We start from the raw sequence: 26,222 nt of genomic DNA on the forward strand, positions 1-26,222 counted from the left end.
GCATAAGCCGGTGCATGGACAGACCGCTGCTGCGCCTGAACCCCGGCGCCGACCGCCGTGTGAAGGCGGGCCATCCCTGGGCTTTCTCCAACGAGATCGTCATGACGCAGGCCGCGCGCGCGCTGCCGGCCGGGTGCGTCGTGCGCCTCGAAGGCGATGACGGCGTGAAGCACGGCGCCTGGCACTTCAACCCGCACAGCCTGATTGCCGCGCGCTTCCTCGATCCCGACCCCGCCGTGCCCTGCGATGCCGGCTGGTTCCGCACGAGACTCGCCGCCTGCCTGGCGCTGCGCCAGCGTCTGTTCGACGCGCCCTTCTACCGCCTGGTGCATGCCGAGGCCGACGGCCTGCCCGGCCTGGTGGTGGACCGCTACGGCGATGCGCTGGCGGTGCAGGCCAACACCGCCGGCATGGACCGCGCGCTGCCCGACATTCTTGCGGCACTGCGCGAGCTGCTCGATCCGCGCGTCGTCGTCGCCCGCAACGACTCCGCCGTCCGCAAGTTGGAGGGGCTGGAGGAAGGCGTCGCGCTGCTGCACGGCACGGACGGCACCGCGACGGTCGAGGAAGCGGGCCTCGCCTTTCCCGTGGACCTGCTCGGTGGCCAGAAGACCGGCTGGTTCTTCGACCAGCGCCCGAACCGCCTGATGGTCGCGCGGCTGGCCAAGGGCTGCACGGTGCTGGACGCCTTCTGCCATCTCGGCGGCTTCGGCCTGGCCGCGGCGCAGGCCGGCGCGGCGGCCGTCACGCTGCTCGACCGCAGCGAGCATGCGCTCGACCTCGCCATGCAGGCCGCCACCCGGGCCGGCTTCGCCGACCGCGTCACGCCGCTGAAGGCCGAGGCGTTGGAGCATCTGGAACGCATGGCTGCCAGCGGCCGCCGATTCGATGTGGTGATCGCCGACCCGCCCGCCTTCGCCAAGACGCGGAAGGACATCCCGGCCGCGCTGCGCGGCTACGCCAAGCTCGCGCGCCTCGCGGCGACGGTCACGTCGCCGGGCGGCATCCTCTTCATCGCCTCCTGCAGCCACCATGTCGGCCCCGCCGACTTCGCGGAAGCGGTCGCCTGGGGCGTGCATCGTGCGCATCGCCGGGGACGAATCCTCGCCAGCGTCGGCGCCGGGCCGGACCATCCCGTGCATCCGGCGCTGCCCGAGAGCGCCTATCTCAAGGGCCAGCTTTTCGCCCTCGACTGATGCGCGCCGCCTATCTCCGCAGCGACTACGAGGCGGGCGGCGTCAGCGTGCGCATCGGCGCGCGCAGCCCGGCCTTCGATGCGCTGCTGCGACGCCGCGGCGCATCCTCGGCCGCCTTCGTCACCGCCTGGAATCCCTTCAGCCGCCGTATGCCGGAAGGCTGGAACGACCGCATGCTCGTGCGGCTGCGACAGGCCGCGCGCGGCAGGGTGCTCGCCGAAGGGATCGGCCAGGCCGGCGCCTGGTGGGAGCGGCACCTGCTTGTGGCCGGCGATCCGCGCCGCATCGCGCGGCTCGCGCGACGCTTCCGGCAGAACGCCATCGTCGTGATCGCGCCGGGCCGCCCGGCCCGGCTGGTGATGTTGCGACGGGACGGCGCGCCTACGGCTTGATCAGAGTCCCCGCGCCGCCATCGGTGAACAGCTCCAGCAGCACCGCATGCGGCACGCGGCCGTCCAGGATCACCGCGCCCTTCACGCCGCGCTCCACGGCATAGATGCAGGTCTCGACCTTCGGAATCATGCCGCCCGAGATCCAACCCTCCTCGATGCCGCGGCGCACCTCGGCCACGGTCATCTCGGGGATCAGCTTCCCCTCGCGGTCCAGCACGCCGCGCACATCGGTCAGCATCAGCAGCCGCTCGGCGCGCAGCTTGCCAGCGATCGCGCCCGCCACCGTGTCGGCATTGATGTTGTAGGTCTGGCCGTCCGCGCCGACGCCCACGGGCGCGACCACCGGCACGATGTCCGCGCCGATCATCAGTTCCAGCACGCGCGGGTTCACCTCCTCCGGCTCGCCCACGAAGCCCAGGTCCAGCACCTGCTCGATGTTGCTGCCGGGGTCGCGCACCGTGCGCGTCAGCTTGCGCGCGCGGATCAGCCCGCCATCCTTGCCCGAGATGCCGACGGCCATCGCGCCCGCGCGGGTGATGGCCTCCGCCACCTGCTTGTTGACCGGACCGGCAAGGACCATCTCGACCACGTCCAGCATCTCGGCATCCGTGACGCGAAGCCCCTGCACGAAGGTGGACTTCACGTTCAGCCGCTTGAGCATGGCGTTGATCTGCGGCCCGCCGCCATGCACCACCACCGGGTTCACGCCCACCTGCTCCAGCAGCGCGATGTCGCGGCCGAAGCGCAGCGCCGTCTCCTCCTCGCCCATGGCGTGGCCGCCGTATTTCACCACGACGATCTGGTCGTCGTAGCGCTTGAGGAAGGGCAGCGCGCCGGCGAGGATCGCCATCTGGTCGAGCGCGTCGTCGGTCATGTCGTGGGCGTCCCCTGGATCGCCGCGCGGATAGGAGGCAGCGGCCCGGGGGTCAAGGGAGCGCGCCCTCTGCTCCCTCCCCCGCTGTGCGGGGGAGGGTCGGGGTGGGGGCCGCGCAACCGTTCAACCCGCTGCGGCCAAGGCCTGCAGCATCGCCGACGCATTGGCCGGGGTATGCACCTTCACCGTCTCGTCCCCCGCCGCGTCGAACAGGATGAACACGTCCTGCCCGGCCTTGGCACAGGCCTTCGCCTGCTTCGCCCAGGCCGCGATGGCGGCCGCGTCGTAGCCCGCCACCTGCGTGTCCGAGAGGTGCAGGCGCAGATAGGCGAAATCGGCCGTCAGCTCCCGGAACTGCGGCCAGTCCGGGATGCCGTCGGTGATCGCCAGCGCCACGCCATGCTTGCGGCAGAGCGCGACGCAGGCGGGGTCGGCGAAGCTCGGGTGCCGCGGCTCGATCGCGTGACGCAGCGGCGCCTTCGGACCGGGATCGAGCCAGGCACGGCCCTGCATCCGGGGCTCGTGCTGTGCCGCGAGCTTCGCCGCCGCCGCCCGGTCATGCGGCAGCAGCGCCAGGAAGCCCTCCAGCCGCTCGGCCTCGAAGGCCATGTTGGGCGGGAGCTGCCACAGGATCGGCCCGAGCTTCTTGCCGAGGCGCAGCACGCCGCTGGCCAGGAAGTTCGCCAGAGGAAGCTCGCAATCCTTCAGGCGCTTCATATGGGTGATGTAGCGCGGGCCCTTCAGCGTGAAGACGAAGTCTTCCGGCGTCTCCGCATCCCAGGCCGCGAAGGTCTCGGGCCGCTGCATGGAATAGAAGGTGCCGTTCACCTCCAGCGTGGTGAAGGCGCGGGCGGCGAAGCCGAGCTCGTCCTTCTGCTTCAGCCCCTTCGGGTAGAAGCTGCCGCGCCAGGGCGGGAAGACCCAGCCGGCGATGCCCGCGCGGATGCGTCCGGCGCGCTTCGCCATCGCGCTATGCGGCCGCCATCGCGGCGATCTCGGCGCGCAGCTCGGGGATGCCCTCGCCGGTCTCGCTGCTGGTGACGATCACCAGCGGATGCGCGGCGGTCTGCTTGCGCGCCAGCGCCTGGACCTCCTCGATCCGCTTTTCGCGCTGAGCGGGCTTCACTGAATCCGCCTTGGTCAGCACGAACTGGTAGGCGACCGCGGCTTCGCCCAGCAGCTGCATCGCGGCGCGGTCCGCGGGCTTCGTCTCCACCCGGCAATCCATCAGCAGCAGCACGCGCCGCAGCGAAGGGCGCCCGCGCAGGAAGTCGAACATCAGCCCCTGCCAGTCCGCCTTCACCGCCTTGGACGCCTGCGCGTAGCCGTAGCCCGGCATGTCCACGAGGGTGAGCTTGCCCTCCGCCAGGTCGAAGAAGTTGAGCTGCCGCGTGCGACCCGGCGTGTGGCTGACGCGCGCGAGCGCCTTCTGTCCGGTGAGCGCGTTCATCAGCGAAGACTTGCCCACATTGGACCGCCCGCACAGCGCCACTTCCGGCACCTCCGTCACCGGCGGCAGCTGGTCGATGCTCTGCGCCGCGTAGAAGAAGCGGCAAGGCCCGGCGAAGAGTTTCCGCCCGGCCTCGATCAGCGCCTCGCGCTCCGCCTCGGTCCGGGCTTCGAGAAGCCCGCCCGCGGTCATGCCAGATCCCACTGAGCGGGACCTGCGGCCCGTGCAGCGGGCCGAGGCGCCGAACGGCGCCCGCCGCTTATGCGGCGTAGCCAAGCGCGCGGAGGCGCGCGCCGGCGATTGAGGGCGGATCGGACACGATCCGCACGCATGGTTCTCACTTCTTGGCCTTCGCCGGCTTCGGCGGCGGCGGGATGGCCGCCCCTGCCTTGACCTGCCGCTGCTGGTCGAGCCGCAGGATGTACCACTGCTGCGCGATGGAGAGCAGGTTGTTCCAGGTCCAGTAGATCACCAGGCCTGCCGGGAAGCTGGCCAGCATGAAGGTGAAGATCAGCGGCATCCAGGCGAAGATCTTGGCCTGGATGGGATCCGGCGGCGTCGGGTTCAGCTTGAACTGCAGGAACATCGTGATGCCCATCAGGATGGCCCAGACAGGCATGTGGAACAGCGCCGACCACTGCATCGGGTCGAAGGGCAGCAGGCCGAACAGGTTGAACAGGTTGGTCGGGTCGGGCGCCGAGAGGTCGCGGATCCAGCCGAAGAAGGGCGCGTGCCGCATCTCGATGGTGACGAACAGCACCTTGTAGAGCGAGAAGAAGACCGGGATCTGGATCAGGATCGGCAGGCAGCCCGAGGCCGGGTTCACCTTCTCGCTGCGATACAGCGCCATCATCTCGGCCTGGGCCTTGGCCGGGTCGTCCTTGTACCGCTCGCGGATCTCGGTCATCTTCGGCGCGAGGACCTTCATCCGCGCCATCGACTTGTACGCCTTGTTCTGCAGCGGGAAGAACAGCAGCTTCAGCAGGAAGGTGAAGGCCAGGATGGCCACGCCGAAATTCCCGAACAGCACGCCCAGGAAGTGCAGCACGTGGAAGAAGGGCTTCGTCAGGAACCAGAACCAGCCGAAGTCGATCGCCTTCCAGAAATCGACGATGCCGTAGCGCTCCTCATAGGCGTCGAGGAGGCTGACCTCCTTGGCGCCGGAGAAGGCACGGGTCGCGAAGCTCGCCTCGGCGCCGGGCGCGACCGTCAGCGCCGCGGGCGGCGCCATGTCCACCTGCCAGCGGTCCTGGCCGAGTTCCGAGACATGGCGATAGGCGGTGCGGATCGGCGTCGACTGGTCGGCCGGCGTCAGCGCCGTCAGCCAGTACTTGTCGGAGAAGCCGGCCCAGCCGCCGGTGCTCTCCTGCTCGAAGGCGGCGCCGTTGCGGCGCTGCGCCTCCTCGCGCGCGTCCTTGTAGGTCCATTCGTGCAGCCGGCCGTCGAGGACGCCGGTGAAGCCCTCATGCAGGATGAAGAAGCCGGCGGTCTGCGGCGTGCGCTCCCGCCGCACCCGGGTCCAGGGCAGCAGTTGCACCGGCTCGGCGCCGCGGTTCACCACCGACTGGGTGGCGGTGACCATGTAGTCCTGGTCCACCTCCAGCCGGATGCGGAATTCCTGGCCCGTCTCGTTGTCCCAGCGCAGCGTGATCGGGTTGCCGGGCGAGAGCGTGCCGCCCTCCACGCGCCAATCCGTCTCCTGGTCCGGGACCGCGGTGCGACCATCCGCGGCGGTCCAGCCCCACTGCGTGAAATACGGGTGCGCATCGCCGCGCGGCGCCAGCAGGCGCACCAGCGGCGAGTTGCGGTCCACCGTCTCGTGGTAGCCCTTCAGCACCAGGTCGTCGAAACGGGCGCCGCGCAGGTTGACGGTGCCGAGCATCCGCGTCGCGTTCTCGAGCGCCACGCGCTGCTCCGGCGCGCGCCCCTGGCTGGCGACGGCCGTAGCGGTGCCGGGTGCCGCGGCCGGCGCGGCGCCGGGCGCTGCCGGCGCGGGGACGGGCGCGGTTGCGGCGGGCGCAGCCTGGGTGGCCTGCTGCGCCGCGCGCTGCTGCTCCAGCCGCGCCTGCTCGGCTTCCCGCGCGGGACGATTCCAGAGGTCGAACAGGAGCAGGATGGCGATCGAGGCGGCGATCGCGACGAAAAGGCGCTTCTGGTCCATCACGGAAGGGGAGAACCTTTCGTTCCGGCCGGCAGGCCGGAGGAGGGTCCGGCCATCGGGCCGGAGGGAAGAGGGGTCGGGACCGGGTCGTAGCCGCCCGGATGCCAGGGGTTGCAGCGCAGGATGCGACGGCCGGTCATCCAGGCGCCCTTCAGCGCGCCATGCACCGCCACCGCTTCCAGCCCGTATTCGCTGCAATGCGGGTAGAAGCGGCAATTGCAGCCGATGATCGGCCGCAGGGTGAGCTGGTAGGTGCGGATCGCGCCGCGCAGCAGGTGCTGCTGCGGTGTCATCGCACGGGCTCCGCCACCCGCTGCGCCGGGCTGACGCCCGCCTGGCGCAGCGCGCCGCGCAGGTCACCGAGCAGGGTCTCGAAATCCCGCGTCGCCGTCGCGTCCCGCCCGATCAGCACCAGGTTGAAGCCTGCGGTGCGGCCATCGCCCAGCAGCAGCCGCGCGGCCTCACGCAGCCGCCGTCGCGCGCGGTTTCGCGTCACCGCGTTGCCGAGCTTCTTCGTCGTGGTGAAGCCGACGCGCAAAGGCTGTCCCGGCGCCGGAAGCGCCTGGAGAACCAGTCCCGGCCGCGCCGCGCGCTGACCCTTTGCGGCCACGCGCTGGAACTCACGACGCTGCTTCAGGCGCGGCGGTCGCGCCGGCATGGCACGCCCCGCACCCGGCCGTCAGGCGGAGAGACGCTTGCGCCCCTTGGCGCGACGATTGGCCAGCACCTTGCGGCCGCCCACCGTCTCGCTGCGGGTGCGGAAGCCATGCCGGCGCTTCCGGACGAGCTTCGAAGGCTGGTAGGTACGCTTCACGATCGGACTCCCGCAGGTCTGGGCTTGGCCGCCGGCCTTGGCCAGGGCGGCCGTGCGACCCGGCTGCACATGCTGCAAATAAGGCTCCGCCGGCGGCAGGCGCGGGATGATCGCGCAGGCCCCGGCGGAGGCGCGGAGGTATAGGGAGCGCGGCCACCCCGCGTCAACCGACCTCGTCGGCGAGGTCCCGCCCTGGGCCGGACCGCCGGCCTGCGCTAATCCCACCGGCCGCAAGGACCGCAGCATGCCCGATTTCGACCTGGTGGTGATCGGGGCCGGCGCCGCCGGCCTCTCGACCACGGCGCTTTCCGCCGCCCTCGGCCTGCGCATCGCGCTGATCGAGCGCGCGGAGATGGGGGGCGATTGCCTGAACTGGGGCTGCGTCCCCTCCAAGGCGCTGCTCGCCGCGGCCCATGCCGCGGCCGCGGCCCGCCATGCCGGTCGCTTCGGGGTCCGCGTCAGCGAGCCCGAGATCGACTGGCCCGCCGTCCGCGCCCATGTCCGGGGCGCCATCGCCCGAATCGCGCCGACCGACTCGGAGGCGCGCTTCCGGGGCATGGGCGTGGAGGTGATCCGCGCCTCCGCCCATTTCACCGCGCCGGACGAGATCGAGGCCAGGGGGCGGCGCCTGACCTTCCGCCGCTGCGTGATCGCCGCCGGGTCGAGCGCCGTGGTGCCGGACATCCCCGGACTCGGCCCGGTGCCTTGGCTCACCAACGAGACGATCTTCGACCTGGAGGAGAAGCCGGAGCACCTGCTGATCCTCGGCGGCGGCCCGATCGGGCTCGAAATGGCGCAGGCCCATGCGCGCCTGGGTTGCCGTGTCACGGTGATCGAGGCCGGCCGGATCGCCGGCCGCGACGACCCGGAACTGGCCGAGGGGCTCCGCCGGGTCCTCGTCCGAGAGGGCGTGACCCTGCTGGAAGGGGCCAGGCTTGCGTCTGTGGAGCCCGACCGCCCGGGCCTGACGGCGGTGCTGGAGGACGGCACGCGCATCGCCGGCAGCCATCTGTTGCTGGCCGTCGGCCGCGCGCCGCGGCTGAAGGGCCTCGACCTCCAGGCCGGTAACATCGAGGCGACTCCGCGCGGCATTGCGACGGATGAAGGCCTCCGCTCCCTCTCCAACCGCCGCGTCTGGGCGGTGGGCGACATCGCAGATCCGCGCGGCATCGGGCCGCGCGCCTTCACCCATGTGGCGTCCCAGCATGCCGGGGTGCTGGCGCGGCGGATGCTGTTCCGCCTGCCGGCCAGGGTGGACTACGCCGCCCTGCCGCGCGTGACCTACACCGGCCCCGAGCTCGCCCAGGTGGGGATGACGGAGGCCGAGGCGCTCGAGGCCGGCCTCGACCCGCGTCCCTACCGCTTCCCGCTGCCCGAGACCGACCGCGCGGTCGCCGAGGGGATCGAGGACGGTCTGGTGAAGCTGGTGGTCAACCCGAAGGGCCGGCTGCTCGGGGCGGGCGTGCTGGGGCCGCATGCGGGCGAGATGGCCGGCGTCTTCGGCCTGATGATCGGCCGCAAGCTGCCCCTCTCGGCGCTTGCCGGCCTTGTGCTGCCCTATCCGACGCTCGCCGAGGCGGCGAAGCGCGCGGCCGGCGATTTCTACGCCCCCAAATTTCTTTCAACCTTCTCGAAACGTCTCGTCGGCTTGCTCTGGCGCCTGCCCTGAGCAACCCTCCGGCACCGGCGCGGTTGCTGCAGCGCGGCAGAAGAATTCGGACGAGGAAAGCACGGACATGGCCAGGCTGCTGGAAGGGCACATCGCCCTCATTACCGGCTCCACCTCCGGCATCGGCCTGGCCATCGCGCGGCGCTTCGCGCGCGAGGGCGCCAAGGTGATGCTCAACGGCTTCGGCAAGCCCGAGGACATCGCCCGCGTCCGTGCCGAGATCGGCGCCGAGATGGGCCTGGCGGAGGCGCCCTATTCGCCCGCCGACATGTCGAAGCCGCCCGAGATCCGCGCCATGGTGGCCTCCTGCGTCGCGAGCCTCGGCGCCTGCGACATCCTGGTGAACAATGCCGGCGTGCAGCATGTCTCGCCGGTGGAGGACTTCCCCGACGACCAGTGGGAGCGGGTGATCGCGATCAACCTCGTGTCCAACTTCCACGCCATCAAGGCGGCGCTGCCGGCGATGAAGGCGAAGGGCTGGGGCAGGATCATCAACGTCTCCTCCGCGCACGGCCTGGTCGCGAGCCCCTTCAAGACCGCCTATGTCGCCGCCAAGCACGGCGTGATGGGGCTGACCAAGTCGGTCGCGCTCGAGGTCGCGCGCACCGGCGTCACCTGCAACGCGATCTGCCCGGGCTTCGTCCGCACCCCGCTGGCCGAGGCGCAGGTGAAGCCGCTGGCCGAGAAGCACGGCGTCAGCGAGGAGGCCGCGCTGACCGACTACCTGCTCGAACGCCAGCCGACGAAGAAATGGGTGGAGGTCGAAGAGATCGCGGAGGCCGCGGCCTATCTCGCCGGGCCGAACAGCGGCTCCGTCAACGGCACGGCGCTGTCCGTGGATGGCGGCTGGATCGCGCAGTGAGGGGCGGCCCCGGCGCGGTCATCCTGGCCCCCTCCCAACCCTCCCCCGCGAAGCGGGGGAAGGCGCCGAAGGGTCGCACTCTTCTCCCTCCCCCGCTGTGCGGGGGAGCGTCGGGGTGGGGGCCGCGCAACCGCCGATGATCGAGGACGAATTCCTCCGCGAGGCTGCCGACACCCGTGCCGGCACGGGCGCGACCCCACTCTCCCGCCCAGCCGTCAGCAGGCCCGCCGCACTGAAGCGCCTGAACCTCGCGCTGCAGGGCGGTGGCACCCATGGCGCCTTCACCTGGGGCGTCCTTGAACGCCTGCTGGAGGATGACCGGCTGGAGTTCGACGCCGTCTCCGGCACCTCCGCCGGCGCGGTGAACGCCGCCGTCTTCGTGCAGGGCCTTTGCGAAGGCGGGCGGGAGGGCGCGCGCGCCGCGCTCGATCGCCTCTGGCACGACGCGGCGTCGCGCATGTCCGTCTCGCCGCTGCAGAACACGCCGCTCGAGAAGGCGATCTGGGGGCACGACCTGACCTGGTCCTTCGCCTACCAGACCTTCGAGACGCTGACGCGCATGCTCTCGCCCTACCAGATCAACCCGACGCCTTATGACTGGAACCCGCTGCGCGCCGTGCTGGAGCAGGCGGTGGACCCGGAGGTGCTGCGCACGGGGAAGGGGCCCAAGCTCTTCATCTCCGCCACCTCCGTCCGCACCGGCAAGCCGCGCGTCTTCACGCGGGAGGAGGTGACGGTGGACGTCATCATGGCCTCCGCCTGCCTGCCGCAGTTCTTCAAGGCCGTGGAGATCGACGGCGAGCCCTACTGGGATGGCGGCTATCTGGGCAACCCGGCGCTCTGGCCGCTCTACGAGCAGGGCGGCGCGCCCGACCTCGTGCTGGTGCAGCTGAATCCGACGGTGCGCGAGGAACTGCCGACGCATCCGACCGACATCACCAACCGGCTCAACGAGATCAGCTTCAACGCCTCGCTGATGGCGGAGATGCGCGCGATCGACTTCGTGCAGCGCCTGCTGGATGCCGGCCGGCTGGAGCAGCCGCGCTACCGGCGCCTGTTCCTGCATGTGATCGAGGACGAGGAGCGCATGCGCGAGTTCAAGCTGTCCACAAAGCTGAATGGCGACTGGCGCTTCCTGCAGACGCTGAAGGGCTATGGGCGCGACGCCGCAGCGAAGTGGCTGACCGAGCATTTCGACAAGCTCGGGCGCGAGAGCAGCGTGGATATCAGGGCGCGCTTCCTGTAGCAGAAGAGCGAAGGAGCGCGCCGCAACGCCGGGCGTCTACCGGCCTTCCAGCTTCGTCAGCAGCCGCTCCACATTCCGCCGTGCGCGCTTTTCGAAGGGCAGGTAGTAGCGGTCCGTCAGGAAGATGCGCTCGCGCCACATCAGCATCTGCAGCGCCGCCACGCGGCCGAGGCGGTAGTTGTCCTCGCGCAGATGCGCGAATTCCTCGCGGTAGCCGACCTCATAGGCGTCGAAATCAGCCGAAGGCGACCCCAGCACCGCATTGTCCATGTCGAGCAGGAGAGCCGCGTCGCCGCGCAGCGACGCATCCCTCGTCTCGGGCACCTTCTGCGCGTCGAGCGCCAGGATCAGCCGCTCCGCCCGCGCCAGCGTCCAGTCGGGCGCGCCGGTGCCGACCATCTCCCGCATCAGCGCCGCGCTGCGCCTTGCGCCATCTGCCTCGCGCCGGTCGAACACCGCCTTGTGGAACAGCACGGCCAGGATGAAGGCGCTGCGGTCGGCGATCGCCGCCGCCACGTCCTCGGCCTGCGCGAGCAGCTCCGCCACGCGTGGCCAGCGGTGGAAGGCGCGGTGCGGCTCCGCATAGCGGCGCTGCAGCTCGGCCAGGATGCTTGCATCCATCGCTGCGGCGCCGCCCCGCGGGTCAGGCCGCCTTGGCCTCGCGCCGGCGGCGGTGCAGCACGAACTCGGTGTAGCCGTTCGGCTGCGCCGTGCCCTCGAACACGAGGTCGCAGGCGGCCTTGAAGGCCGGCCCGCCGAAGCCCGGCGCCATCGGGACATAGGCCGGATCGCCGGCGTTCTGCCGGTCCACGACCGCCGCCATGCGGCGCATCGTCTCCATCACCTGCTCCTTCGAGCAGATGCCGTGGCGCAGCCAGTTGGCGATGTGCTGGGAGGAGATGCGCAGCGTCGCGCGGTCCTCCATCAGACCGACATCGTTGATGTCGGGCACCTTGGAGCAGCCGACGCCCTGGTCCACCCAGCGCACGACATAGCCCAGGATGCCCTGCGCGTTGTTGTCGAGCTCCGCCTGCACGTCGGCCGGCGCCCAGTTCGTCTCGCGCGCCAGCGGCACCGTCAGGATGTCGTCGAGCTTCGCGCGGCGGCCGCCGGAGGCGATCTCTGCCTGGCGCGCGGCGACGTCCACCTCGTGGTAGTGCAGCGCATGCAGCGTCGCGGCGGTGGGGGAGGGGACCCAGGCGGTGTTCGCGCCGGCCTTCGGATGCCCGACCTTCTGCTCCAGCATCGCCGCCATCATGTCGGGCATCGCCCACATGCCCTTGCCGATCTGGGCGCGGCCGCGCAGGCCGCAGGCGAGCCCGACATCCACGTTCCAGTCCTCATAGGCCTTGATCCAGGAAAGGCCCTTCATGTCGTTCTTGCGCACCACGGCGCCGGCTTCCATCGAGGTGTGGATCTCGTCGCCGGTGCGGTCGAGGAAGCCGGTGTTGATGAAGACCACGCGGTCCTTCGCGGCCTTGATGCAGGCCTTGAGGTTCACCGTCGTGCGGCGCTCCTCGTCCATGATGCCCATCTTGAGCGTTGCGCGCTTGAGGCCGAGCGCATCCTCGACCTTCGCGAAGAGCGCGTCGGCGGCCGCCACTTCCTCCGGCCCGTGCATCTTGGGCTTCACGATGTAGACGCTGCCGGCGCGGGAGTTCAGGCGCTTGCCGCGGATGTCGTGCAGGGCGATCGCCACCGTCACCATCGCGTCCAGCACCGTCTCCGGCACCTCCTTGCCCTCGAGCGTCACCGCGTCGGTCATCATGTGATGGCCGACATTGCGCACCAGCATCACGGAGCGACCCGGCAGCGTCACCGCGCCGCCGCCCGGCGTCTTGTAGCTGCGGTCGGGGTTGAGGCGGCGGGTGATCGTCTTCCCGCCCTTCTCCAGATCAGCCGAGAGGTCGCCCTTCATCAGGCCGAGCCAGTTGCGGTAGACAGCCACCTTGTCGGCGGCATCCACCGCGGCGACGGAATCCTCGCAATCCTGGATCGTCGTCAGCGCCGATTCCAGCACGACATCGGCGATGCCCGCCGGGTCGTCCTTCCCGATGGCGCTGGTGCGGTCCACCCGGATCTCCAGGTGCAGGCCGTGGTTCACCAGCAGGATCGCGGCCGGCGCCCAGGCGTCGCCCTGGTAGCCCACGCACTGGCCGGGCCGCGCGAGACCCACCTTGCGCCCGTCCTTGAGCGTCGCGGTCAGCGCGCCGTTCTCTATCGCGTAGCCCGTCGCATCGGCGTGGGAGATGCCGCCGGCCAGCGGCGCGGCGCGATCCAGCACCTTGCGGGCGAAGGCGATGACCTTCGCGCCGCGCGCCGGGTTGTAGCCCTTGCCCTTCCCGGCGCCGTCCGTCTCCGGGATGGCATCGGTGCCGTAGAGCGCATCATACAGGCTACCCCAGCGGGCATTGGCCGCGTTCAGCGCGTAGCGGGCATTGGAGACGGGCACCACAAGCTGCGGCCCGGCGATCTGCGCGATCTCGGGATCCACGTCCGTGGTGCCGATGCTGAAGTCGCCCGGCTCCGGCAGCAGGTAGCCGATCTCGGTCAGAAACGCCTTGTAGGCGCCGAGGTCCACCGGACGCGCCGGGTTGGCGCGGTGCCAGGCATCGAGCTTCGCCTGGAGCGCATCCCGCTTCGCCAGAAGCTCGGCGTTGCGCGGTGCCCAGTCCCGCAGGATCGCCTCGAGCGAGTTCCAGAAGCGCGCAGGTTCCACGCCCGTACCGGGCAACGCCTCGTTGTCGATGAAATCCCGCAGCGCCTGGGCCACGCCGAGCCCGCCGATATGGACCGTTCCTGACACGTCTTTCACCCCGTCCCTGGCCGCTCATCCGGATAGCGGCCGGCGGCGGCGCGGCGGGGGTTTGCGGGCATTCGCAGGCAGAGGCAAGGGGGGAGGCGGGACAATCGGCGCGCTGCGGGCCACGACCGCGACGCCGCGGCGGCCTGCAACCTTTGCGGGTGGTTCGAGAAAGTAACTCACCGTATGTGGCGATCGGGTGACACAAGGAGAAACAAGTCCACACCCGGCATGACTGGACTTCGTGGACGGAGAGATAGAAAGTAGACTAATCAAATTCTCGGGAACCCTCGCGATCGTGAGTCCTCTGACCCTCACCGCGCGCGATGCGCCGCCAGCAGATGACGGGCCGACCCGCCGTCTGGCGCCGGTGCAGCCGCGCACCATGGTCGAGCAGGCGGCCGAAGCCGTCGTGGCCGCCGCGGCCCGCGGCGCCTTCCTGCCGGGCGACCGTCTCGTCGAGGCCGAGATCGCCCGCGACCTCGGCATCAGCCGCGTCCCGGTGCGGGAGGCGCTGCGCCTGCTCGAGAGCCAGGGCATCGTCGCCAGCACGCCCTACAAGGGCATGCGCCTGATGCAGGTCACGAGCCGCGGCGTCGCGGAGCTCTCTCGGGTGCGCGCCGCGCTGGAAGCCCTGGCGCTGCGGGAGATCATCGCAGCGGAGCTCGGCCGCGACGGCCTCGACCTCGCGCGCCGCGCCGCCGACATGCATGAACGGGCCCTGTCGCACGCCGACCCGGCCGCCGTCGTCGCCGCCGACGTCGCCTTCCATGGCGAGCTCTGCCGCCTTTCCGGCAATGCCGCGCTGCATGCGCTGTGGATGGGTCTCGCCCGGCAGCTCTGCGTCGTCTGGGGGCTCGGCCAGGGCGTCCGCGAGTCCGCGACCATCGTGGCGGAGCATCATGCCCTGCTCGACCGCCTGGTCGAGGGCGATGCGGTGGGCGCGGTGGCTTCGCTCGAAAGCCACATAGCCTGGCACGAATCCTTCGACTTCGAGGCCGCGATCGAGGCGCGGCGGCGCAAGCGGCGCTGAAGCCGGCGGAGCCGGCTTGCAGGGCCGCCGGGCGGGGGCGATCCTCCCGCGCCGAAAGGAACCCCGCATGTCGCTCCGCTACGATCCGCCGCCCCACCTGACCCAGCACTGGCAGGTCACCAAGCCTGCCGCCCGCGGCCGTCGCGGCATGGTGGTCAGCCAGTCGCGCGACGCGGCGCTGGCCGGCATTGCGGTGCTCGAGGCCGGCGGCAACGCCGCCGACGCGGCCACGGCCACGGCCTTCGCGCTCGCGGCGATGGAGCCCTGGAACTCCGGCCTCGGCGGCATCGGCTTCGCGCAGGTCGCCGCGCCGGAGCAGCCGGCCCGCACCCTGGATTTCGGCCCCGTCGCACCGGCCGGGCTCGACCCCTCGGCCTTCCCGCTGACGGGTCGGACGAAGGCCGACCTGTTCACCTGGCCGGAGGTGGAGGGCGACCGCAACATCCACGGGCCGCTCTCCTTCGTGATCCCCTCCGCGGTCGCGGGCTACGCCGCGCTGCATGCCGAGCATGGGCGGCTGCCTGTCGCGGATGTGCTGGCGCCCGCCATCGCGCTCGCCCGGCGCGGCCTTGCGCAGGACTGGTTCACCACGCTGAAGGTCGCGAACGCCGCCGCGGTGCTGCGGCTCTATCCGGAGTCGGCGCGCATCTACCTGCCGAACGGTCTGCCGCCCGTGCCGCCCTATCAGGGCGCGCCGGGCTTCTTCCGCCTCGGCGCGCTGGCCGACACGCTGGAGCAATTGTCCCGCGGCGGCTTCCGTGACTTCTACGAAGGCGAGGTCGCGCAGGCGATCGTGGCCGATTGCCGGGAGGCGGGCGCGCTGCTGACGGCGCAGGACCTGGCCGGCTGCCGGGCGCGCTTCCTGCCTGCCGTCTCGGCGCCCTGGCGCGGCCGCACGCTGCATCTTTCGAACGGGTTGACGGCCGCGCCGACCTTCCGGCGAGTCATGGCGTTGATGGAGGGGGCCGACTGGTCGGGCTCCGCGCCCTCCGCCGCCTGGCACCTCGCCTTCGCGCGCGCCATGCAGGCCGCCTATGCCGAGCGCCTTGCCGGCCTCGGCGATGCGGAGCCGAAGGGGGCCGACAGCTGCACCACGCATCTGACGGTCTGCGACGCGGACGGGATGATGGTGTCCATGACCACGACGCTGCTCTCCTCCATGGGCAGCCGCGTGGTGCTGCCGCGCTCGGGCGTGCTGATGAACAACGGCGTCATGTGGTTCGACCCGCGCCCGGGCACGCCGAACGCAATGGCGCCCGGCAAGCGGCCGCTGACGAACATGTCGCCGGTGATCGCGACGGATGCAGCGGGGCGGCCGGCGATCGCGCTCGGCGCCTCGGGTGGGCGGCGCATCCTGGCCTCGGTGTTCCAGATGCTCTCCTTCGTCGCCGGCTTCGGCATGGACCCGGAGGCGGCGGCGCATCAGCCACGCATCGATGTCTCGGGCCCGGAGGGCGTGACGGCCGATCCCCGCCTGCCCGCGGAGACGCTGGCCGCGCTGGGCGATGCGGCCGGGCCGGTCGGCGCGGTGGAGCATGCGGTGCTGCCGGTGAACTATGCCTGCCCGAACCTGATCGCCATCGGGCCGGACGGTCAGCGCACCGGCATCAGCGACGCGATGTCGCCCTGGTCCGCCGCGCTCGCGCAGTAGGGCGCCGGTGCGCGCCGCCGCCTCCCTGGCCGAGGAGATCGTCCTGCTCTCGCTGGACGACGACACCGGCCGGCCGGTGGGGCGCAGCGGGATGGCGCCGGACCTCGCGCTGGCCGGCGCGCTGCTGATGGATCTTGCGCTGGCCGGGCGCGTGGACACCGATCGCGACAGGATCTGGGTGGCGGACAACACCCCCACCTGGGACGCGGTGGCCGACCGCGTGCTGGCCGAGCTCGACACGCCGGACGCGCCCGGCGATGCGCGCGGCGCCATCATGCTGCTGGCGCGCGGCGCGCCGGCGGCGCGCGAGGCGCTGCTCGCCCGGCTGGTCGAGGCCGGCGTGCTGCACCGGCAGGAGGGGCGGGTGCTCTGGGTCTTCCCGGACCGGCGCTATCCCAAGGCCGCGGGCCGAGAGGCGGCGGAGGATGCCCGCGCCCGGCTCCGCCGCCTGCTGCTGGCCGAGGAGATCCCGGAGCCGCGCGACGCGCTGCTGCTCGGCCTGGCGCGCGCGGCCGGGCTGCTGCCGCTGCTGTTCTCGGCCGAGGAACTGCCGCGCATCCAGGACTGGCTGAACGTCGTCACCCGGATCGAGAGCCTGAACCGCTCGCTCGGCACCGCGGTGGCGGAGGTGCGGGCGGCGCGCAGCCCGTCCGGCTGACGCGGCACGGCAATTGCTGAAAGCGTGGATGCGGCCGTCGGCCTGCCCGTGACCCGGCTGTCATGCCCGGGAAATGTGCAGCGCAGGGTCCGCCTGACCTCCCGGAGTGCATCCATGCTGAACCGCCGCCACATCTTCGGCCTCGCCGCCGGCGCCCTCGCCGCGCCGTCGCTGGCCAATGCCCAGGCCGCCTGGCCGAACCGGACGATCCGGCTGATCGCCCAGTTCCCGCCCGGCGGGCTGGTGGACACCGTCGCGCGGCTCATGGCGCCGCACATGTCCCAGGCGCTTGGCGTCACCGTCGTGGTCGAGAACCGGGCTGGCGCCGGCGGCGTCATCGGTACGGACTTCGCGGCCAAGCAGGCCCCGGACGGCTATTCGCTGCTGGTCAGCCATGCGTCGGTGCATGTCTTCGCCACCGCCACGCGGCCGACGCTGCCCTTCGACCCGATCAACGACTTCACCCACATGACCCATCTGGTCGAGGCGCCGAACATCATCCTGGTGCGCGCCAACTCGCCCTTCCAGACGCTCGAGCAGTATGTCGCCGCTGCGCGCACGCGCCCGGTGCGCTTCGGCTCCTCCGGCATCGGCTCCGCGCCGCATCTTCTGGGCGCGATGCTCTCCTCCGAGGCGCGGGCGCCCAATCTCGACCACGTGCCCTATGCCGGCAGCGCGCCGGCCATGCAGGACCTGCTGGCGAACAACATCGAGTCGATGATCGACCCGATCACCACCAACGTGCAGCAACTGCGCGACGGCAGCCTGCGCGCGCTCGCGGTCTCCACGCCGCAGCGCCTGCCGGCCTTCCCGAACATCCCGACCTTCGCGGAACTGGGCTACGGCAAGCTGACCTCGGCGCAATGGCTCGGCCTCTCGGCGCCCAAGGGCCTGCCCGCGCCGATCGCGGAGCGGCTGACGGCGCTGATGCCGACCATCATCGCGCGGCCCGACATCATGGCGCGGCTGACCGACCTGCAGACCCTGCCGCGCAACCCGTCCCCGACCGGAGCGGATTTCGTCAAGCTGATGCGCGACGAGATCGGCGAATGGACCGCGGTGGCGCGGCAGTTCAACATCGTCGTCGGCTGAGACCCAGCCCGGTCGCGGTGGCGCAAGCCACCGCGACTGCTCGCGGCGGCGCTACCCCGCCTGTTCCTTGCACCAGCGCGCCACCTCCTCATGGGTGCCGAACCACACGCCGGGCTGCGCCTTCATGTATTCCACCAGACGATCCAGCATCGAGATGCGGCTGCGATGGCCGATGACATGCGGGTGCATGGTCAGCAGGAACAGCCCGCCTTCCGCCAGCGCGCCGTCGAACTCCGCGCGGAAGATCTCTTCCACGCCGGAGGGCGGCGTGTAGGGCCGCAGCGCGGAGAAGCGGACGAAGTTGAAATAGGGCGCGTCGTCGCGGATCCATTCCGGCGGCAACTCCACGATGCCGGTCGGCTCGCCCTGCTCCTCCAGCTCATAAGGGTCGTCGTCGCCCATCAGCGATGAATCGTAGAGCAGACCCAGCTCGCGGATGATCGGCAGGGTGTCCACCGAGAAATCCCAGCTCGCCGTGCGCATGCCGACGGGGCGACGGCCGCTGACCTTCTCCAGCACATCGGCGGCGCGCAGCGTCAGGTCGCGCTCGACGCCGGGCGGCAGCTTCGTGTTCGCCTCGTGGATCCAGGAATGGATGCCGATCTCATGGCCCTCATCGGCCACTTCCTTCACCTCGCGCGGGTGCAGCAGGGCGGAGACGGCGGGGTAGAAGAAGCTCGCCTTCACGCCGTGCTTGCGCAGCAGCGCGCGGATGCGCGGCACGCCCTGGCGGTTGCCATACTGCCCCTGGCTGATGCGCATCGGGCTCTGATCCGAATCGCGCAGCGGGATCGTCTCATGGTCCGCGTCGAAGGAGAGGCTGACGGCGCAGCGCGCCCCGCCCGGCCAGGATTTCGGCGCCAGCGAGCGGCCCGCCCGCGCGCGGCCGACGATCTCGCGCCATTGCGGCTCGGACCATTCCCAAGGGTTTTCCGGGAGTTGGGTCATCGGGGTTTTCCTGCCGTGGAGGGGACGCCATGCTGCCGCCCCGTGGCCGAAGCCGGAAGCCCCCGATGACCAAGCCGACCGATCCGGCGCTGATGAGCGCCGAGCAGCTTCTGGACCTCTACGCCCGCCGCGCCCTTTCGCCGGTGGAAGCGTTGCGCGCCGTCACCGAACGGATCGCGCGCTACAACCCCTGGGTGAACGCCTTCGCCGCCATGAACCCGCATGCGCTGCGCGCGGCGGGCGAGAGCGAGGCGCGCTGGATGGCAGGGCGGCCGCTCGGCCTGCTGGACGGCGTGCCCTGCACGGTGAAGGACCTGCTGAACCTGGCGGGCTTCCCGACGCGCCGCGGCAGCCGCACCACTGATGCGACGCCGGCGGCCGAGGACGCGCCGGCCGTCGTAGGCCTGAAGGCCGAGGGCGCCGTCATCATCGGCAAGACCACCACCACCGAGTTTGGCTGGAAGTCGCCGGGCGACTGCCCGCTGCACGGCATCACCCGCAACCCCTGGGACCCGCAGCGCACGCCCGGTGGCAGTTCCAGCGGGGCGGGGGCCGCCGGCGCCGCGTGCTTCGGGCCGCTGCATATCGGCACCGATGCCGGCGGCTCCATCCGGATCCCGGCCGCCTATTGCGGCCTGGTCGGCATGAAGCCGAGCTATGGCCGCATTCCGCAATGGCCGCATGGCGCCTTCTCGGCCGTCGCGGTCGCGGGTCCGATGACGCGCGGCGTGCGCGATGCGGCGCTGATGTTCTCGGCGATGGCGCGCCACGATTTGCGCGATCCGGTCAGCCTGCCCGACGATCGGCGCGACTGGCGCGACGGCATCGAGCAGGGCGTCGCCGGGCTGCGCGTCGCCCTCGTCCGCCGCCTCGGCTTCGAGCCGCCGCTCGACGCAGAGGGTGCGGCCGCGCTGCAGGTCGCGGCGAAGCTGCTGGAGGAAGCCGGCGCCATCGTGGAGGAGGCCGATCCCGACCTGCCCGACACCCGCGCCATCTTCTCCCGCGTCTGGGGCGTGGCGCTGGCGCGCATCTGGGACCAGACGCCCGAGGACAAGCGCCACCTGCTGGATGCCGGCCTCGCCGAGGTGCGCGAGAAGAACGAGACGATGCACGCGCCGGACTTCCTGGCCGCCGACATGCTGCGCATCGAATGCGCCCACCGGATGGCGCGATTCCATCAGCGCTACGACCTGGTGCTGACCGCAGCGACCCCGACCGCCGCCTTCGACGCCGATGCGCCGACCGTGAAGCCCATGGAGGCGCTGTGGCGCGACTGGGCGCCCTGGACCTTCGCCTTCAATCTCACCCGCCAGCCGGCGATCAGCGTGCCGATCGGCCTGGACGAGGCCGGCATGCCGCGCGCGGTGCAGGTGGCGGCCGCGCTCTATCGGGACGACCTGGCGCTGCGTGCCGCCCGGGCGATCGAGCGCGCGGCCAGCCTGCCCCTGGCGGAGCCGGCGGAAACCGTGCAGATGCGCGGCAGGACGGACATCCATTGAGGAACGAAGCATGCGGCTGGTGACGTTCAAGCGGGCGGGACGGGTTCAGTACGAGATCGGTGCGCTCGATGCGGCGGGCGCGGTGCTCGACCTCGGCGCGGTGGAGCCGGCGCTGCGCGGCGAGACGATGCTCGACATCGCCGGCGCAGAGCCCGCGATGCTCGAGAAGCTGCGCGCCGCGATGGCCAAGGCGCCGAAGGTGGAGGGTGCGAAGCTCTGCGCCCCCATCCCGCGCACGCCGAAGAACGTGTTCTGCGTCGGCAAGAACTATCACGAGCATGCGAAGGAATTCGCCGGCTCCGGCTTCGACGGCGGCGCCAAGGACGTGGTGCCGCCCTATCCGGTGGTTTTCTCGAAGCCGCACACCGCGATTATCGCGACGGGCGAGCCGATCAACGGTGACCTCGATCCGACCGGCGGCCTCGACTACGAGGGCGAACTCGGCGTGGTCATCGGCCACGGAGGCCGCGGCATCGCGAAGGCGGACGCGCTGAAGCACGTGTTCGGCTACACCATCGTCAACGACGTGACGGCGCGGCACCTGCAGAAGCGCCACAGCCAGTGGATCCTCGGCAAGGGCCTCGACACCTTCTGCCCGATGGGCCCCGCGATCCTCACCGCCGACGAGGTGCCGGACCCGACGAAGCTCGTGCTCACCACCTGGGTGAATGGCGAGCAGCGCCAGAAGGCGCCGGTCGCCGACCTGATCTTCGACATCCCGACCCTGATCGAGGCGATCAGCGCCGCCATCACGCTGGAGCCCGGCGACGTGATCGCCACGGGCACGCCCGCCGGCGTCGGCATCGGCTACAACCCGCCGGTGTTCCTGAAGAAGGGCGACGTCATCCGGATCGAGGTGACCGGCATCGGCGTGCTCGAGAACGCCGTCGCCTGACGATCATCCAACAGGGAGAAGAAACGCCATGCATCGCCGCACCCTGCTCACCGCCACGGCCGCGCTGCCCTTCGCCGGTGCCGCCGCGCAGGCGCAGACCGACTACCCCACGCGCGCCGTGACGATGGTCGTGGCCTTCCCGCCCGGCGGCCAGGCCGACCTCGCCGCGCGCCCGACCGCCGCGGCGCTCGAGCGCATCCTGCGTCAGCCCGTGGTGGTGCAGAACCGCGGCGGCGCCGCGGGCGCGATCGGCAACACCCATGTCGCGCGCAGCGCCCCGGATGGCTACACGCTGCTGATGGCGCTGTCCTCGCTCGCGGTGATCCCGGAGGCCGAGAAGCTGTTCGGCCGCACGCCGCCCTACACGGTAGACCAGTTCGCGCCCATCGCGCTGGTCAACGCCGACCCCACGATGCTCGCCGTGCCCGCCTCCGCGCCGTGGCGCACGCTGGAGGAGTTCATCGCGGCGGCAAAGGCCGATCCGGGCGGCATTCCGTACGGCTCCTCCGGCAATTACGGCACGCTGCATGTCGCGATGGAGATGTTCGCCAATGCCGCCGGCATCCGCCTGTTGCACGTGCCGTTCGGCGGCGCGGGCCCGGCGATCACGGCGCTCCTGTCCGGGCAGACCAAGGCGATGGCCTCGGCGCCCGGCACTCTGACGCAGCATGCGCGCGACGGCCGCATCCGTGTGCTCGCCTGCTGGGGGAAGGAGCGCGTGCCGGCCTTCCCGGATGTGCCGACCTTCATGGAGAAGGGATTCTCCAACGTCGAGTTCTACATCTGGGCCGGCCTCTTCGCCCCGGCCGCCACGCCCGCGCCGGTGATCCAGACGCTGCGCACGGCGATGGGCCAGGCGGTGCGCGACCCGCAGCTGGTGCAGGCCTTCACCGCCGCCGGCGCGCCGGTGGCTTATCTCGACGCGCCGGAATTCCAGCGCTTCTTCGAGGAGGATAGCGCGCGTCTGCTGCGCGCGGTGCAGCGCATCGGCAAGGTGGAGTAGGGCAGGGTGGAACGGCAGATCCTGGAGTGGCTCGCAGCGCAGCGCGGCGCAATGATCGAGGCGCTGCGCGAGATGGTGGACACCGACGGCGGCAGCTACGACAAGGCGGGCGTTGATGCCGTCGGCGCGCAGGTCGCGCGCTTCATGGCGGCGCACGGCATCCCGGTGCAGACCGTCCGGCAGGAACGCTACGGCGACTGCCTGCGGGCGACGGTGGACGCCGAAGGTGGCGGCGCGGCGGGGAACCAGCGCCGCAACATCGTCCTCATGGGCCATCGCGACACCGTCTTCCCCAAGGGCGAGCCGACGCGCCGCCCCTTCACCATCGAAGGCGACCGCGCCTATGGCCCGGGCGTCGCCGACATGAAGGCGGGCCTCGTGATGAACATGTTCGTCATGGCCGCTTTCAAGAAATTCGGCGGCGCGCCGGGCCCGGTGGTGGGTCTCTTCACCGGCGACGAGGAGATTGGCTCCCCCGAAGGCCGCCCGGTGATCGAGGCTGAGGCGCGCGGGGCGCGCGTGGTGTTCAACTCCGAGCCCGGCCGGCCGGACAAGGGCGTCGTCACCGGCCGCAAGGGCGGCGTCTTCATGATCTTCGACATCGAAGGCAAGGCGGCGCACTCGGGGGGCAATTTCGAGCAGGGCATCAGCGCGATCGGCGAGCTCGCCGCGAAGATCACCGCGATCCATGCGCTAACCGACCTCGCGCGCGGCATCACGCTGAATGTCGGCCTGGTGCAGGGCGGGCAGAGCGTGAACACCGTCGCCCCCTGGGCGCAGGGCCAGATCGACCTGCGCTATGTCGAGCCTGCGGACCGCGACGAGGTGATGGCGAAGATCGAGGCGATCATCGCGAAATCCTACGTGCCCGGAACGCGCGCGAAGCTAACCATTCGCGGCGAATTCCTGCCGCTGAAGCAGGATGCCGCCTCGGCGCGCGTCTTTGACCTTTATCGCGGCGCCGCGCAGGAAGCCGGCTTCGATCCGCCGCCCAACTTCTCCGGCGGCTGCGCCGATTCCGGCTTCACCGCGGCGATGGGCGCGCCGACGCTCTGCGCCGTCGGGCCGGTCGGCGGCAAGGCGCACAGCCCGGAGGAATACCTGGAGCTCGACAGCCTGGTGCCGCGCGCGCAGGCGCTGGCCCGCGCGATCCTGCGGCTGGACGCGGCGGGGGTCTGAGCGGATGACGGAGCGCAAGCCCCGCCCCGCGGCCCCGCCCGACGAGGCGCCGCTGCTGCGCACCATCGCCATGCCCGCCGACGCCAATCCGAATGGCGACATCTTCGGCGGCTGGCTGATGGGGCTGATGGACCTCGCCGCCGGCAACGCCGCGGGCCGGCGTGCGCGCGGGCGCGTGGCGACCGTCGCGGTGGACGCCATCGTGTTCCACTCGCCCGTGCTGGTGGGCGACGAGGTCTCGATCTATGGCCGCATCGTCGCGGTGGGGCGCAGTTCCATGAAGATCGAGATCGAGGCCTGGCGGCGGGAACGCGCGGACGATTCCGCCAACCTGGTGACGGAGGCGGTCTTCACCTTCGTCGCCATCGACGCCGCGCGCCGCCCGCGCCCGGTGCCCTCCGGCAAGGTTTCCGGCCCATGAGCCCCGAGGCGTCCGCCCAGCCCTGGACCATCCTGCGCCCGCATCGCATCCGCTGGGCGGAATGCGACCTCTACGGCCACGTCAACCACGCCGCCTACCTCACGCTGTTCGAGGATCTGCGCGTGGACCACTGGCAGGCGCTGAGCGGCCGCCCGGTCTCGCCCGAATTCGCGGGGCCGGTCGTGGCGCAGATCGAGGCGCGCTACCTGCGCGCCGTCGGCTTCAACGACGAGGTCATGCTGGCGTGCCGCGTCGCCGGCTTCCGCCGCACCTCCTTCGTGCACGAATACGCGCTGCTGAAGGACGGCGAGGCGTGCTGCACGGCCCGCGCGGTCTGCGTCATCACGCGCCAGGACACGGGCGAGAAGGTGCCGATCTGGGCGGAATTGCGGGACAAGCTGCTGGGCGAGGGCGCGGCGGAGGGCTAGGGCCCCCGCCGCGCGCCCGGTCAGGCGCGGCGCCGCGCCGCGACGAGGCCTGCCAGGCCGAGCCCGAACAGGGCGAGGCTCATCGGCTCCGGCACGGTGGTATCGGTGCGCTCCAAGCCTTCAAAGGTTCCGAAGGATGATGTTCCGCTGAAATAGAGCGAGCCGAAGCTGGGTTGGAACGACAACGCGCTCGGGTTCGTGAAGTCCACCGATCCGCCGAAGGGCCCGCCGCCGGAGCCGCCGAAGGTGACGGACAGGCCGCCTGTGACGGTAGTGAACAGAACCTGTATGTTGGCGGCCGGCGTGGCGAGATTGGCGTTCCCGAAGCTGTTGCCGCCGACATTGAAGCTGAAGCTGTAGTTGGTCAGGCTCGTCAGCGCGACGGTGCCGGCGCTGGCGGCGCCATCGAAGCTGAAGGTGCCCGTGCCGATAATCGGAGCGGTGACGGTGCCGTCAGGGGTGTTGTCGAAGCGGAAGTTGAAGACCGCGGCCTGGGCCGGGCCGTGGCTCGCCAAGGCCAGCACCGCAGCGGTGGCGCAGCCTGCCAGCAATCGCGTCATCATCAGATCATTGCCTTTTCCGTATCTTTGGTGATATTTTCGTGCTCGGCCAAGCTTATGTCAACTACGGGTTGCGGTGCTCCCGGCCGTCTCTGCCGCAGCCTGCGACCCGCCTCGACTTGCGACGGTCGTTCCGTCCTGCGCCAGGCGTGGCCGCCGCGCTTCCCGTCGCGCGCGGCCCGCGCCACTCTCCGCGCCATGATCCCCGACCGTCCCTATCGCCTCATCCTCAATCGCCGCCACGGCACGCCCGGCGTGGTCGTTCTGCCGGACGGCCAGTTCCGTCGCGCGCGCGCCGAGATCGAATCCTGGCCCGGCTACGCCCCCACGCCACTCGTCCCCCTGGAGGAGGTGGCGAAGGCCGCGCGCGTCGCCGCCGTCCACTACAAGGACGAGGGCGGGCGCTTCGGCCTCGGCTCCTTCAAGGCGCTCGGCGGCGCCTATGCCGTCGCGCGCCTGCTGATCGCCGAGCTCGCGCGCCGCGGCGTCGCCAACAATGCGACGACCGCAGAGCTGGAACAGGGCGCGCATCGCGACGCCGCGCGGGACATCACCGTGACCTGCGCGACCGACGGCAACCATGGCCGCTCCGTCGCCTGGGGCGCGCAGCGCTTCGGCTGCCGCTGCGTGATCTTCGTCCATGAGGGCGTCAGCCAGGGCCGCCGCGACGCCATCGCGAAATACGGCGCCGAGATCCGCGTGGTGCCCGGCAACTACGACCACGCCGTGCGCGCCTGCGCCCACGAGGCCGAGCGCGAGGCCTGGTTCGTCGTCTCCGACACCTCCTGGCCCGGCTACACCGAGGTGCCGCGCGACGTGATGCAGGGTTATCGCCTGATGGCCGATGAGGCCGCGGACCAGCTCGCGGCGCCGCCCACCCACGCCTTCGTCCCGGGCGGCGTCGGCGGCGTCGCGGCGGCGGTCTCGGTGCAGATGCGCGCGCGCTATGGCGGCGACGTGAAGGTGGTGGCGGTGGAGCCGGAGAAGGCCGCCTGCCTGCTCGCCTCGGCCGAGGCCGGCGAGCCGACCAGCGTGGAGGGCGAGCTCGATACGCTGATGGCCGGCCTCGCCTGCGGCGAGCCCAGCCTGCTCGCCTGGCAGGAGCTGGAGCGCGGCGCCTTCGCCTTCATGGCGGTGCCGGACGAAAGCGCGGTGGACTGCATGCGGCTGCTGGCGCGCCGCCGACCGAAGGTGGTTGCGGGCGAAAGCGCGGTCGCCGGCCTGGCGGCGCTGCTGCTGGCGGCACGGGACCCGCTCTCCCGCGCCATGCTGGGCCTCGATGCCGGAAGCCGCGTGCTGCTCTTCGGCACCGAGGGTGCGACAGATCCGGAAACCTATGACCGCCTTGTCGGCAACAAAGCCGGCGAAGGTTGACAGGCCGCCCCGGC

The 26,222-nt window shown here is 71.3% G+C and carries 27 protein-coding genes; 16 read left to right on the forward strand and 11 right to left on the reverse strand.

The features are described from left to right. Positions 1 to 14: 14 nt before the first annotated feature. Together DFH01_RS11590 and DFH01_RS11595 are read left to right on the forward strand one after the other, a co-directional pair. Positions 15 to 1,196 (forward strand): class I SAM-dependent rRNA methyltransferase, encoded by a 1,182-nt coding sequence (locus tag DFH01_RS11590; RefSeq protein ID WP_109870576.1) that lies wholly within the window; start codon positions 15 to 17, stop codon positions 1,194 to 1,196. Then, positions 1,196 to 1,588 carry a DUF3293 domain-containing protein gene (locus tag DFH01_RS11595; RefSeq protein ID WP_109870577.1) on the forward strand — a complete coding sequence of 131 codons (393 nt, stop codon included), beginning with the start codon at positions 1,196 to 1,198 and terminating at the stop codon, positions 1,586 to 1,588. The genes DFH01_RS11590 and DFH01_RS11595 overlap by 1 nt, the downstream gene beginning before the upstream one ends. Here DFH01_RS11595 and argB read toward each other — a convergent pair. The 7 genes from argB to rpmH form a co-directional block, all read right to left on the reverse strand. After that, positions 1,578 to 2,462, reverse strand: coding sequence for an acetylglutamate kinase (gene argB, locus DFH01_RS11600; protein ID WP_109870578.1), 885 nt, complete (start codon positions 2,460 to 2,462; stop codon positions 1,578 to 1,580). The genes DFH01_RS11595 and argB overlap by 11 nt on opposite strands. 123 nt (positions 2,463 to 2,585) lie before the next feature. Continuing rightward, a complete protein-coding gene (locus DFH01_RS11605; RefSeq protein WP_109870579.1) occupies positions 2,586 to 3,428 on the reverse strand; it encodes a DUF72 domain-containing protein in 843 nt (280 codons plus the stop codon). Between the two features lie 4 nt (positions 3,429 to 3,432). Continuing rightward, positions 3,433 to 4,104 (reverse strand): ribosome biogenesis GTP-binding protein YihA/YsxC, encoded by a 672-nt coding sequence (yihA, locus tag DFH01_RS11610; protein WP_109870580.1) that lies wholly within the window; start codon positions 4,102 to 4,104, stop codon positions 3,433 to 3,435. Positions 4,105 to 4,249: 145 nt separating this feature from the next. Further along, entirely contained in the window at positions 4,250 to 6,073 is a 1,824-nt protein-coding gene (gene yidC / locus DFH01_RS11615) for a membrane protein insertase YidC (protein ID WP_109870581.1), read from the reverse strand. Next, entirely contained in the window at positions 6,073 to 6,366 is a 294-nt protein-coding gene (gene yidD, locus DFH01_RS11620) for a membrane protein insertion efficiency factor YidD (protein WP_109870582.1), read from the reverse strand. The genes yidC and yidD overlap by 1 nt, the downstream gene beginning before the upstream one ends. Beyond that, a complete protein-coding gene (rnpA, locus tag DFH01_RS11625) occupies positions 6,363 to 6,731 on the reverse strand; it encodes a ribonuclease P protein component (RefSeq protein WP_109870583.1) in 369 nt (122 codons plus the stop codon). Before rnpA ends, yidD begins: the two co-directional genes overlap by 4 nt. 21 nt (positions 6,732 to 6,752) lie before the next feature. Beyond that, complete coding sequence (rpmH, locus tag DFH01_RS11630) at positions 6,753 to 6,887, reverse strand: 50S ribosomal protein L34 (RefSeq protein ID WP_109870839.1); 135 nt, start codon at positions 6,885 to 6,887, stop codon at positions 6,753 to 6,755. A 244-nt stretch (positions 6,888 to 7,131) separates the two neighbouring features. On the opposite strand from rpmH, the gene DFH01_RS11635 reads away from it, so the two are divergent. From DFH01_RS11635 to DFH01_RS11645, 3 genes are all read left to right on the forward strand, one after another. After that, the gene (locus tag DFH01_RS11635; protein ID WP_109870584.1) at positions 7,132 to 8,556 is read left to right on the forward strand and encodes a dihydrolipoyl dehydrogenase family protein; all 1,425 of its coding nucleotides are present in this window, start codon (positions 7,132 to 7,134) and stop codon (positions 8,554 to 8,556) included. Positions 8,557 to 8,623: 67 nt separating this feature from the next. Further along, a complete protein-coding gene (locus DFH01_RS11640) occupies positions 8,624 to 9,418 on the forward strand; it encodes a 3-hydroxybutyrate dehydrogenase (RefSeq protein WP_109870585.1) in 795 nt (264 codons plus the stop codon). Between the two features lie 136 nt (positions 9,419 to 9,554). Next, complete coding sequence (locus DFH01_RS11645) at positions 9,555 to 10,664, forward strand: patatin-like phospholipase family protein (protein ID WP_109870586.1); 1,110 nt, start codon at positions 9,555 to 9,557, stop codon at positions 10,662 to 10,664. 36 nt (positions 10,665 to 10,700) lie between these two features. Here the strand turns inward: DFH01_RS11645 and DFH01_RS11650 are convergent, their stop codons facing one another. Further along, the gene (locus DFH01_RS11650; RefSeq protein ID WP_109870587.1) at positions 10,701 to 11,285 is read right to left on the reverse strand and encodes an HD domain-containing protein; all 585 of its coding nucleotides are present in this window, start codon (positions 11,283 to 11,285) and stop codon (positions 10,701 to 10,703) included. Positions 11,286 to 11,307: 22 nt separating this feature from the next. Beyond that, on the reverse strand, positions 11,308 to 13,470 hold the full coding sequence (locus tag DFH01_RS11655) for a malate synthase G (protein ID WP_109870588.1): 2,163 nt from the start codon (positions 13,468 to 13,470) through the stop codon (positions 11,308 to 11,310). Between the two features lie 295 nt (positions 13,471 to 13,765). Between DFH01_RS11655 and DFH01_RS11660 the strand changes: the two genes are divergently transcribed. The 4 genes from DFH01_RS11660 (at position 13,766) to DFH01_RS11675 (ending at position 17,901) form a co-directional block, all read left to right on the forward strand. Further along, the gene (locus tag DFH01_RS11660; RefSeq protein ID WP_146217041.1) at positions 13,766 to 14,500 is read left to right on the forward strand and encodes a GntR family transcriptional regulator; all 735 of its coding nucleotides are present in this window, start codon (positions 13,766 to 13,768) and stop codon (positions 14,498 to 14,500) included. 67 nt (positions 14,501 to 14,567) lie between these two features. Beyond that, the gene (locus tag DFH01_RS11665) at positions 14,568 to 16,151 is read left to right on the forward strand and encodes a gamma-glutamyltransferase (protein ID WP_109870590.1); all 1,584 of its coding nucleotides are present in this window, start codon (positions 14,568 to 14,570) and stop codon (positions 16,149 to 16,151) included. Between the two features lie 7 nt (positions 16,152 to 16,158). Next, positions 16,159 to 16,809 (forward strand): GOLPH3/VPS74 family protein, encoded by a 651-nt coding sequence (locus DFH01_RS11670; RefSeq protein WP_109870591.1) that lies wholly within the window; start codon positions 16,159 to 16,161, stop codon positions 16,807 to 16,809. 114 nt (positions 16,810 to 16,923) lie between these two features. Further along, positions 16,924 to 17,901 carry a Bug family tripartite tricarboxylate transporter substrate binding protein gene (locus DFH01_RS11675; protein ID WP_109870592.1) on the forward strand — a complete coding sequence of 326 codons (978 nt, stop codon included), beginning with the start codon at positions 16,924 to 16,926 and terminating at the stop codon, positions 17,899 to 17,901. A 51-nt stretch (positions 17,902 to 17,952) separates the two neighbouring features. Here DFH01_RS11675 and DFH01_RS11680 read toward each other — a convergent pair whose 3' ends face one another. Beyond that, positions 17,953 to 18,849, reverse strand: coding sequence for a polysaccharide deacetylase family protein (locus tag DFH01_RS11680; RefSeq protein WP_109870593.1), 897 nt, complete (start codon positions 18,847 to 18,849; stop codon positions 17,953 to 17,955). A gap of 65 nt (positions 18,850 to 18,914) precedes the next feature. Between DFH01_RS11680 and DFH01_RS11685 the strand changes: the two genes are divergently transcribed. The 6 genes from DFH01_RS11685 to DFH01_RS11710 are packed head-to-tail and all read left to right on the forward strand — an operon-like array spanning position 18,915 to position 24,274. Continuing rightward, positions 18,915 to 20,348, forward strand: a complete 1,434-nt coding sequence (locus tag DFH01_RS11685; protein WP_109870594.1) for an amidase — start codon at positions 18,915 to 18,917, stop codon at positions 20,346 to 20,348. Positions 20,349 to 20,358: 10 nt separating this feature from the next. Beyond that, positions 20,359 to 21,243, forward strand: a complete 885-nt coding sequence (locus DFH01_RS11690) for a fumarylacetoacetate hydrolase family protein (RefSeq protein WP_109870595.1) — start codon at positions 20,359 to 20,361, stop codon at positions 21,241 to 21,243. Positions 21,244 to 21,271: 28 nt separating this feature from the next. Beyond that, positions 21,272 to 22,246 (forward strand): tripartite tricarboxylate transporter substrate binding protein, encoded by a 975-nt coding sequence (locus tag DFH01_RS11695; protein ID WP_109870596.1) that lies wholly within the window; start codon positions 21,272 to 21,274, stop codon positions 22,244 to 22,246. A 6-nt stretch (positions 22,247 to 22,252) separates the two neighbouring features. Further along, a complete protein-coding gene (locus DFH01_RS11700; RefSeq protein ID WP_332903276.1) occupies positions 22,253 to 23,425 on the forward strand; it encodes a M20 family metallopeptidase in 1,173 nt (390 codons plus the stop codon). A gap of 4 nt (positions 23,426 to 23,429) precedes the next feature. Then, the gene (locus DFH01_RS11705; RefSeq protein ID WP_109870597.1) at positions 23,430 to 23,846 is read left to right on the forward strand and encodes an acyl-CoA thioesterase; all 417 of its coding nucleotides are present in this window, start codon (positions 23,430 to 23,432) and stop codon (positions 23,844 to 23,846) included. Continuing rightward, a complete protein-coding gene (locus tag DFH01_RS11710; RefSeq protein ID WP_109870598.1) occupies positions 23,843 to 24,274 on the forward strand; it encodes an acyl-CoA thioesterase in 432 nt (143 codons plus the stop codon). The genes DFH01_RS11705 and DFH01_RS11710 overlap by 4 nt, the downstream gene beginning before the upstream one ends. Positions 24,275 to 24,294: 20 nt before the next feature. Here DFH01_RS11710 and DFH01_RS11715 read toward each other — a convergent pair whose 3' ends face one another. Next, positions 24,295 to 24,837, reverse strand: a complete 543-nt coding sequence (locus DFH01_RS11715) for a PEP-CTERM sorting domain-containing protein (RefSeq protein ID WP_199231207.1) — start codon at positions 24,835 to 24,837, stop codon at positions 24,295 to 24,297. A 195-nt stretch (positions 24,838 to 25,032) separates the two neighbouring features. Here DFH01_RS11715 and DFH01_RS11720 point away from each other — a divergent pair, with 195 nt between their 5' ends. After that, the gene (locus DFH01_RS11720) at positions 25,033 to 26,208 is read left to right on the forward strand and encodes a diaminopropionate ammonia-lyase (RefSeq protein WP_109870599.1); all 1,176 of its coding nucleotides are present in this window, start codon (positions 25,033 to 25,035) and stop codon (positions 26,206 to 26,208) included. The last annotated feature ends 14 nt before the right edge of the window (positions 26,209 to 26,222 follow it).

Source organism: Falsiroseomonas bella, assembly GCF_003173615.1.
GTDB lineage: Bacteria > Pseudomonadota > Alphaproteobacteria > Acetobacterales > Acetobacteraceae > Falsiroseomonas > Falsiroseomonas bella.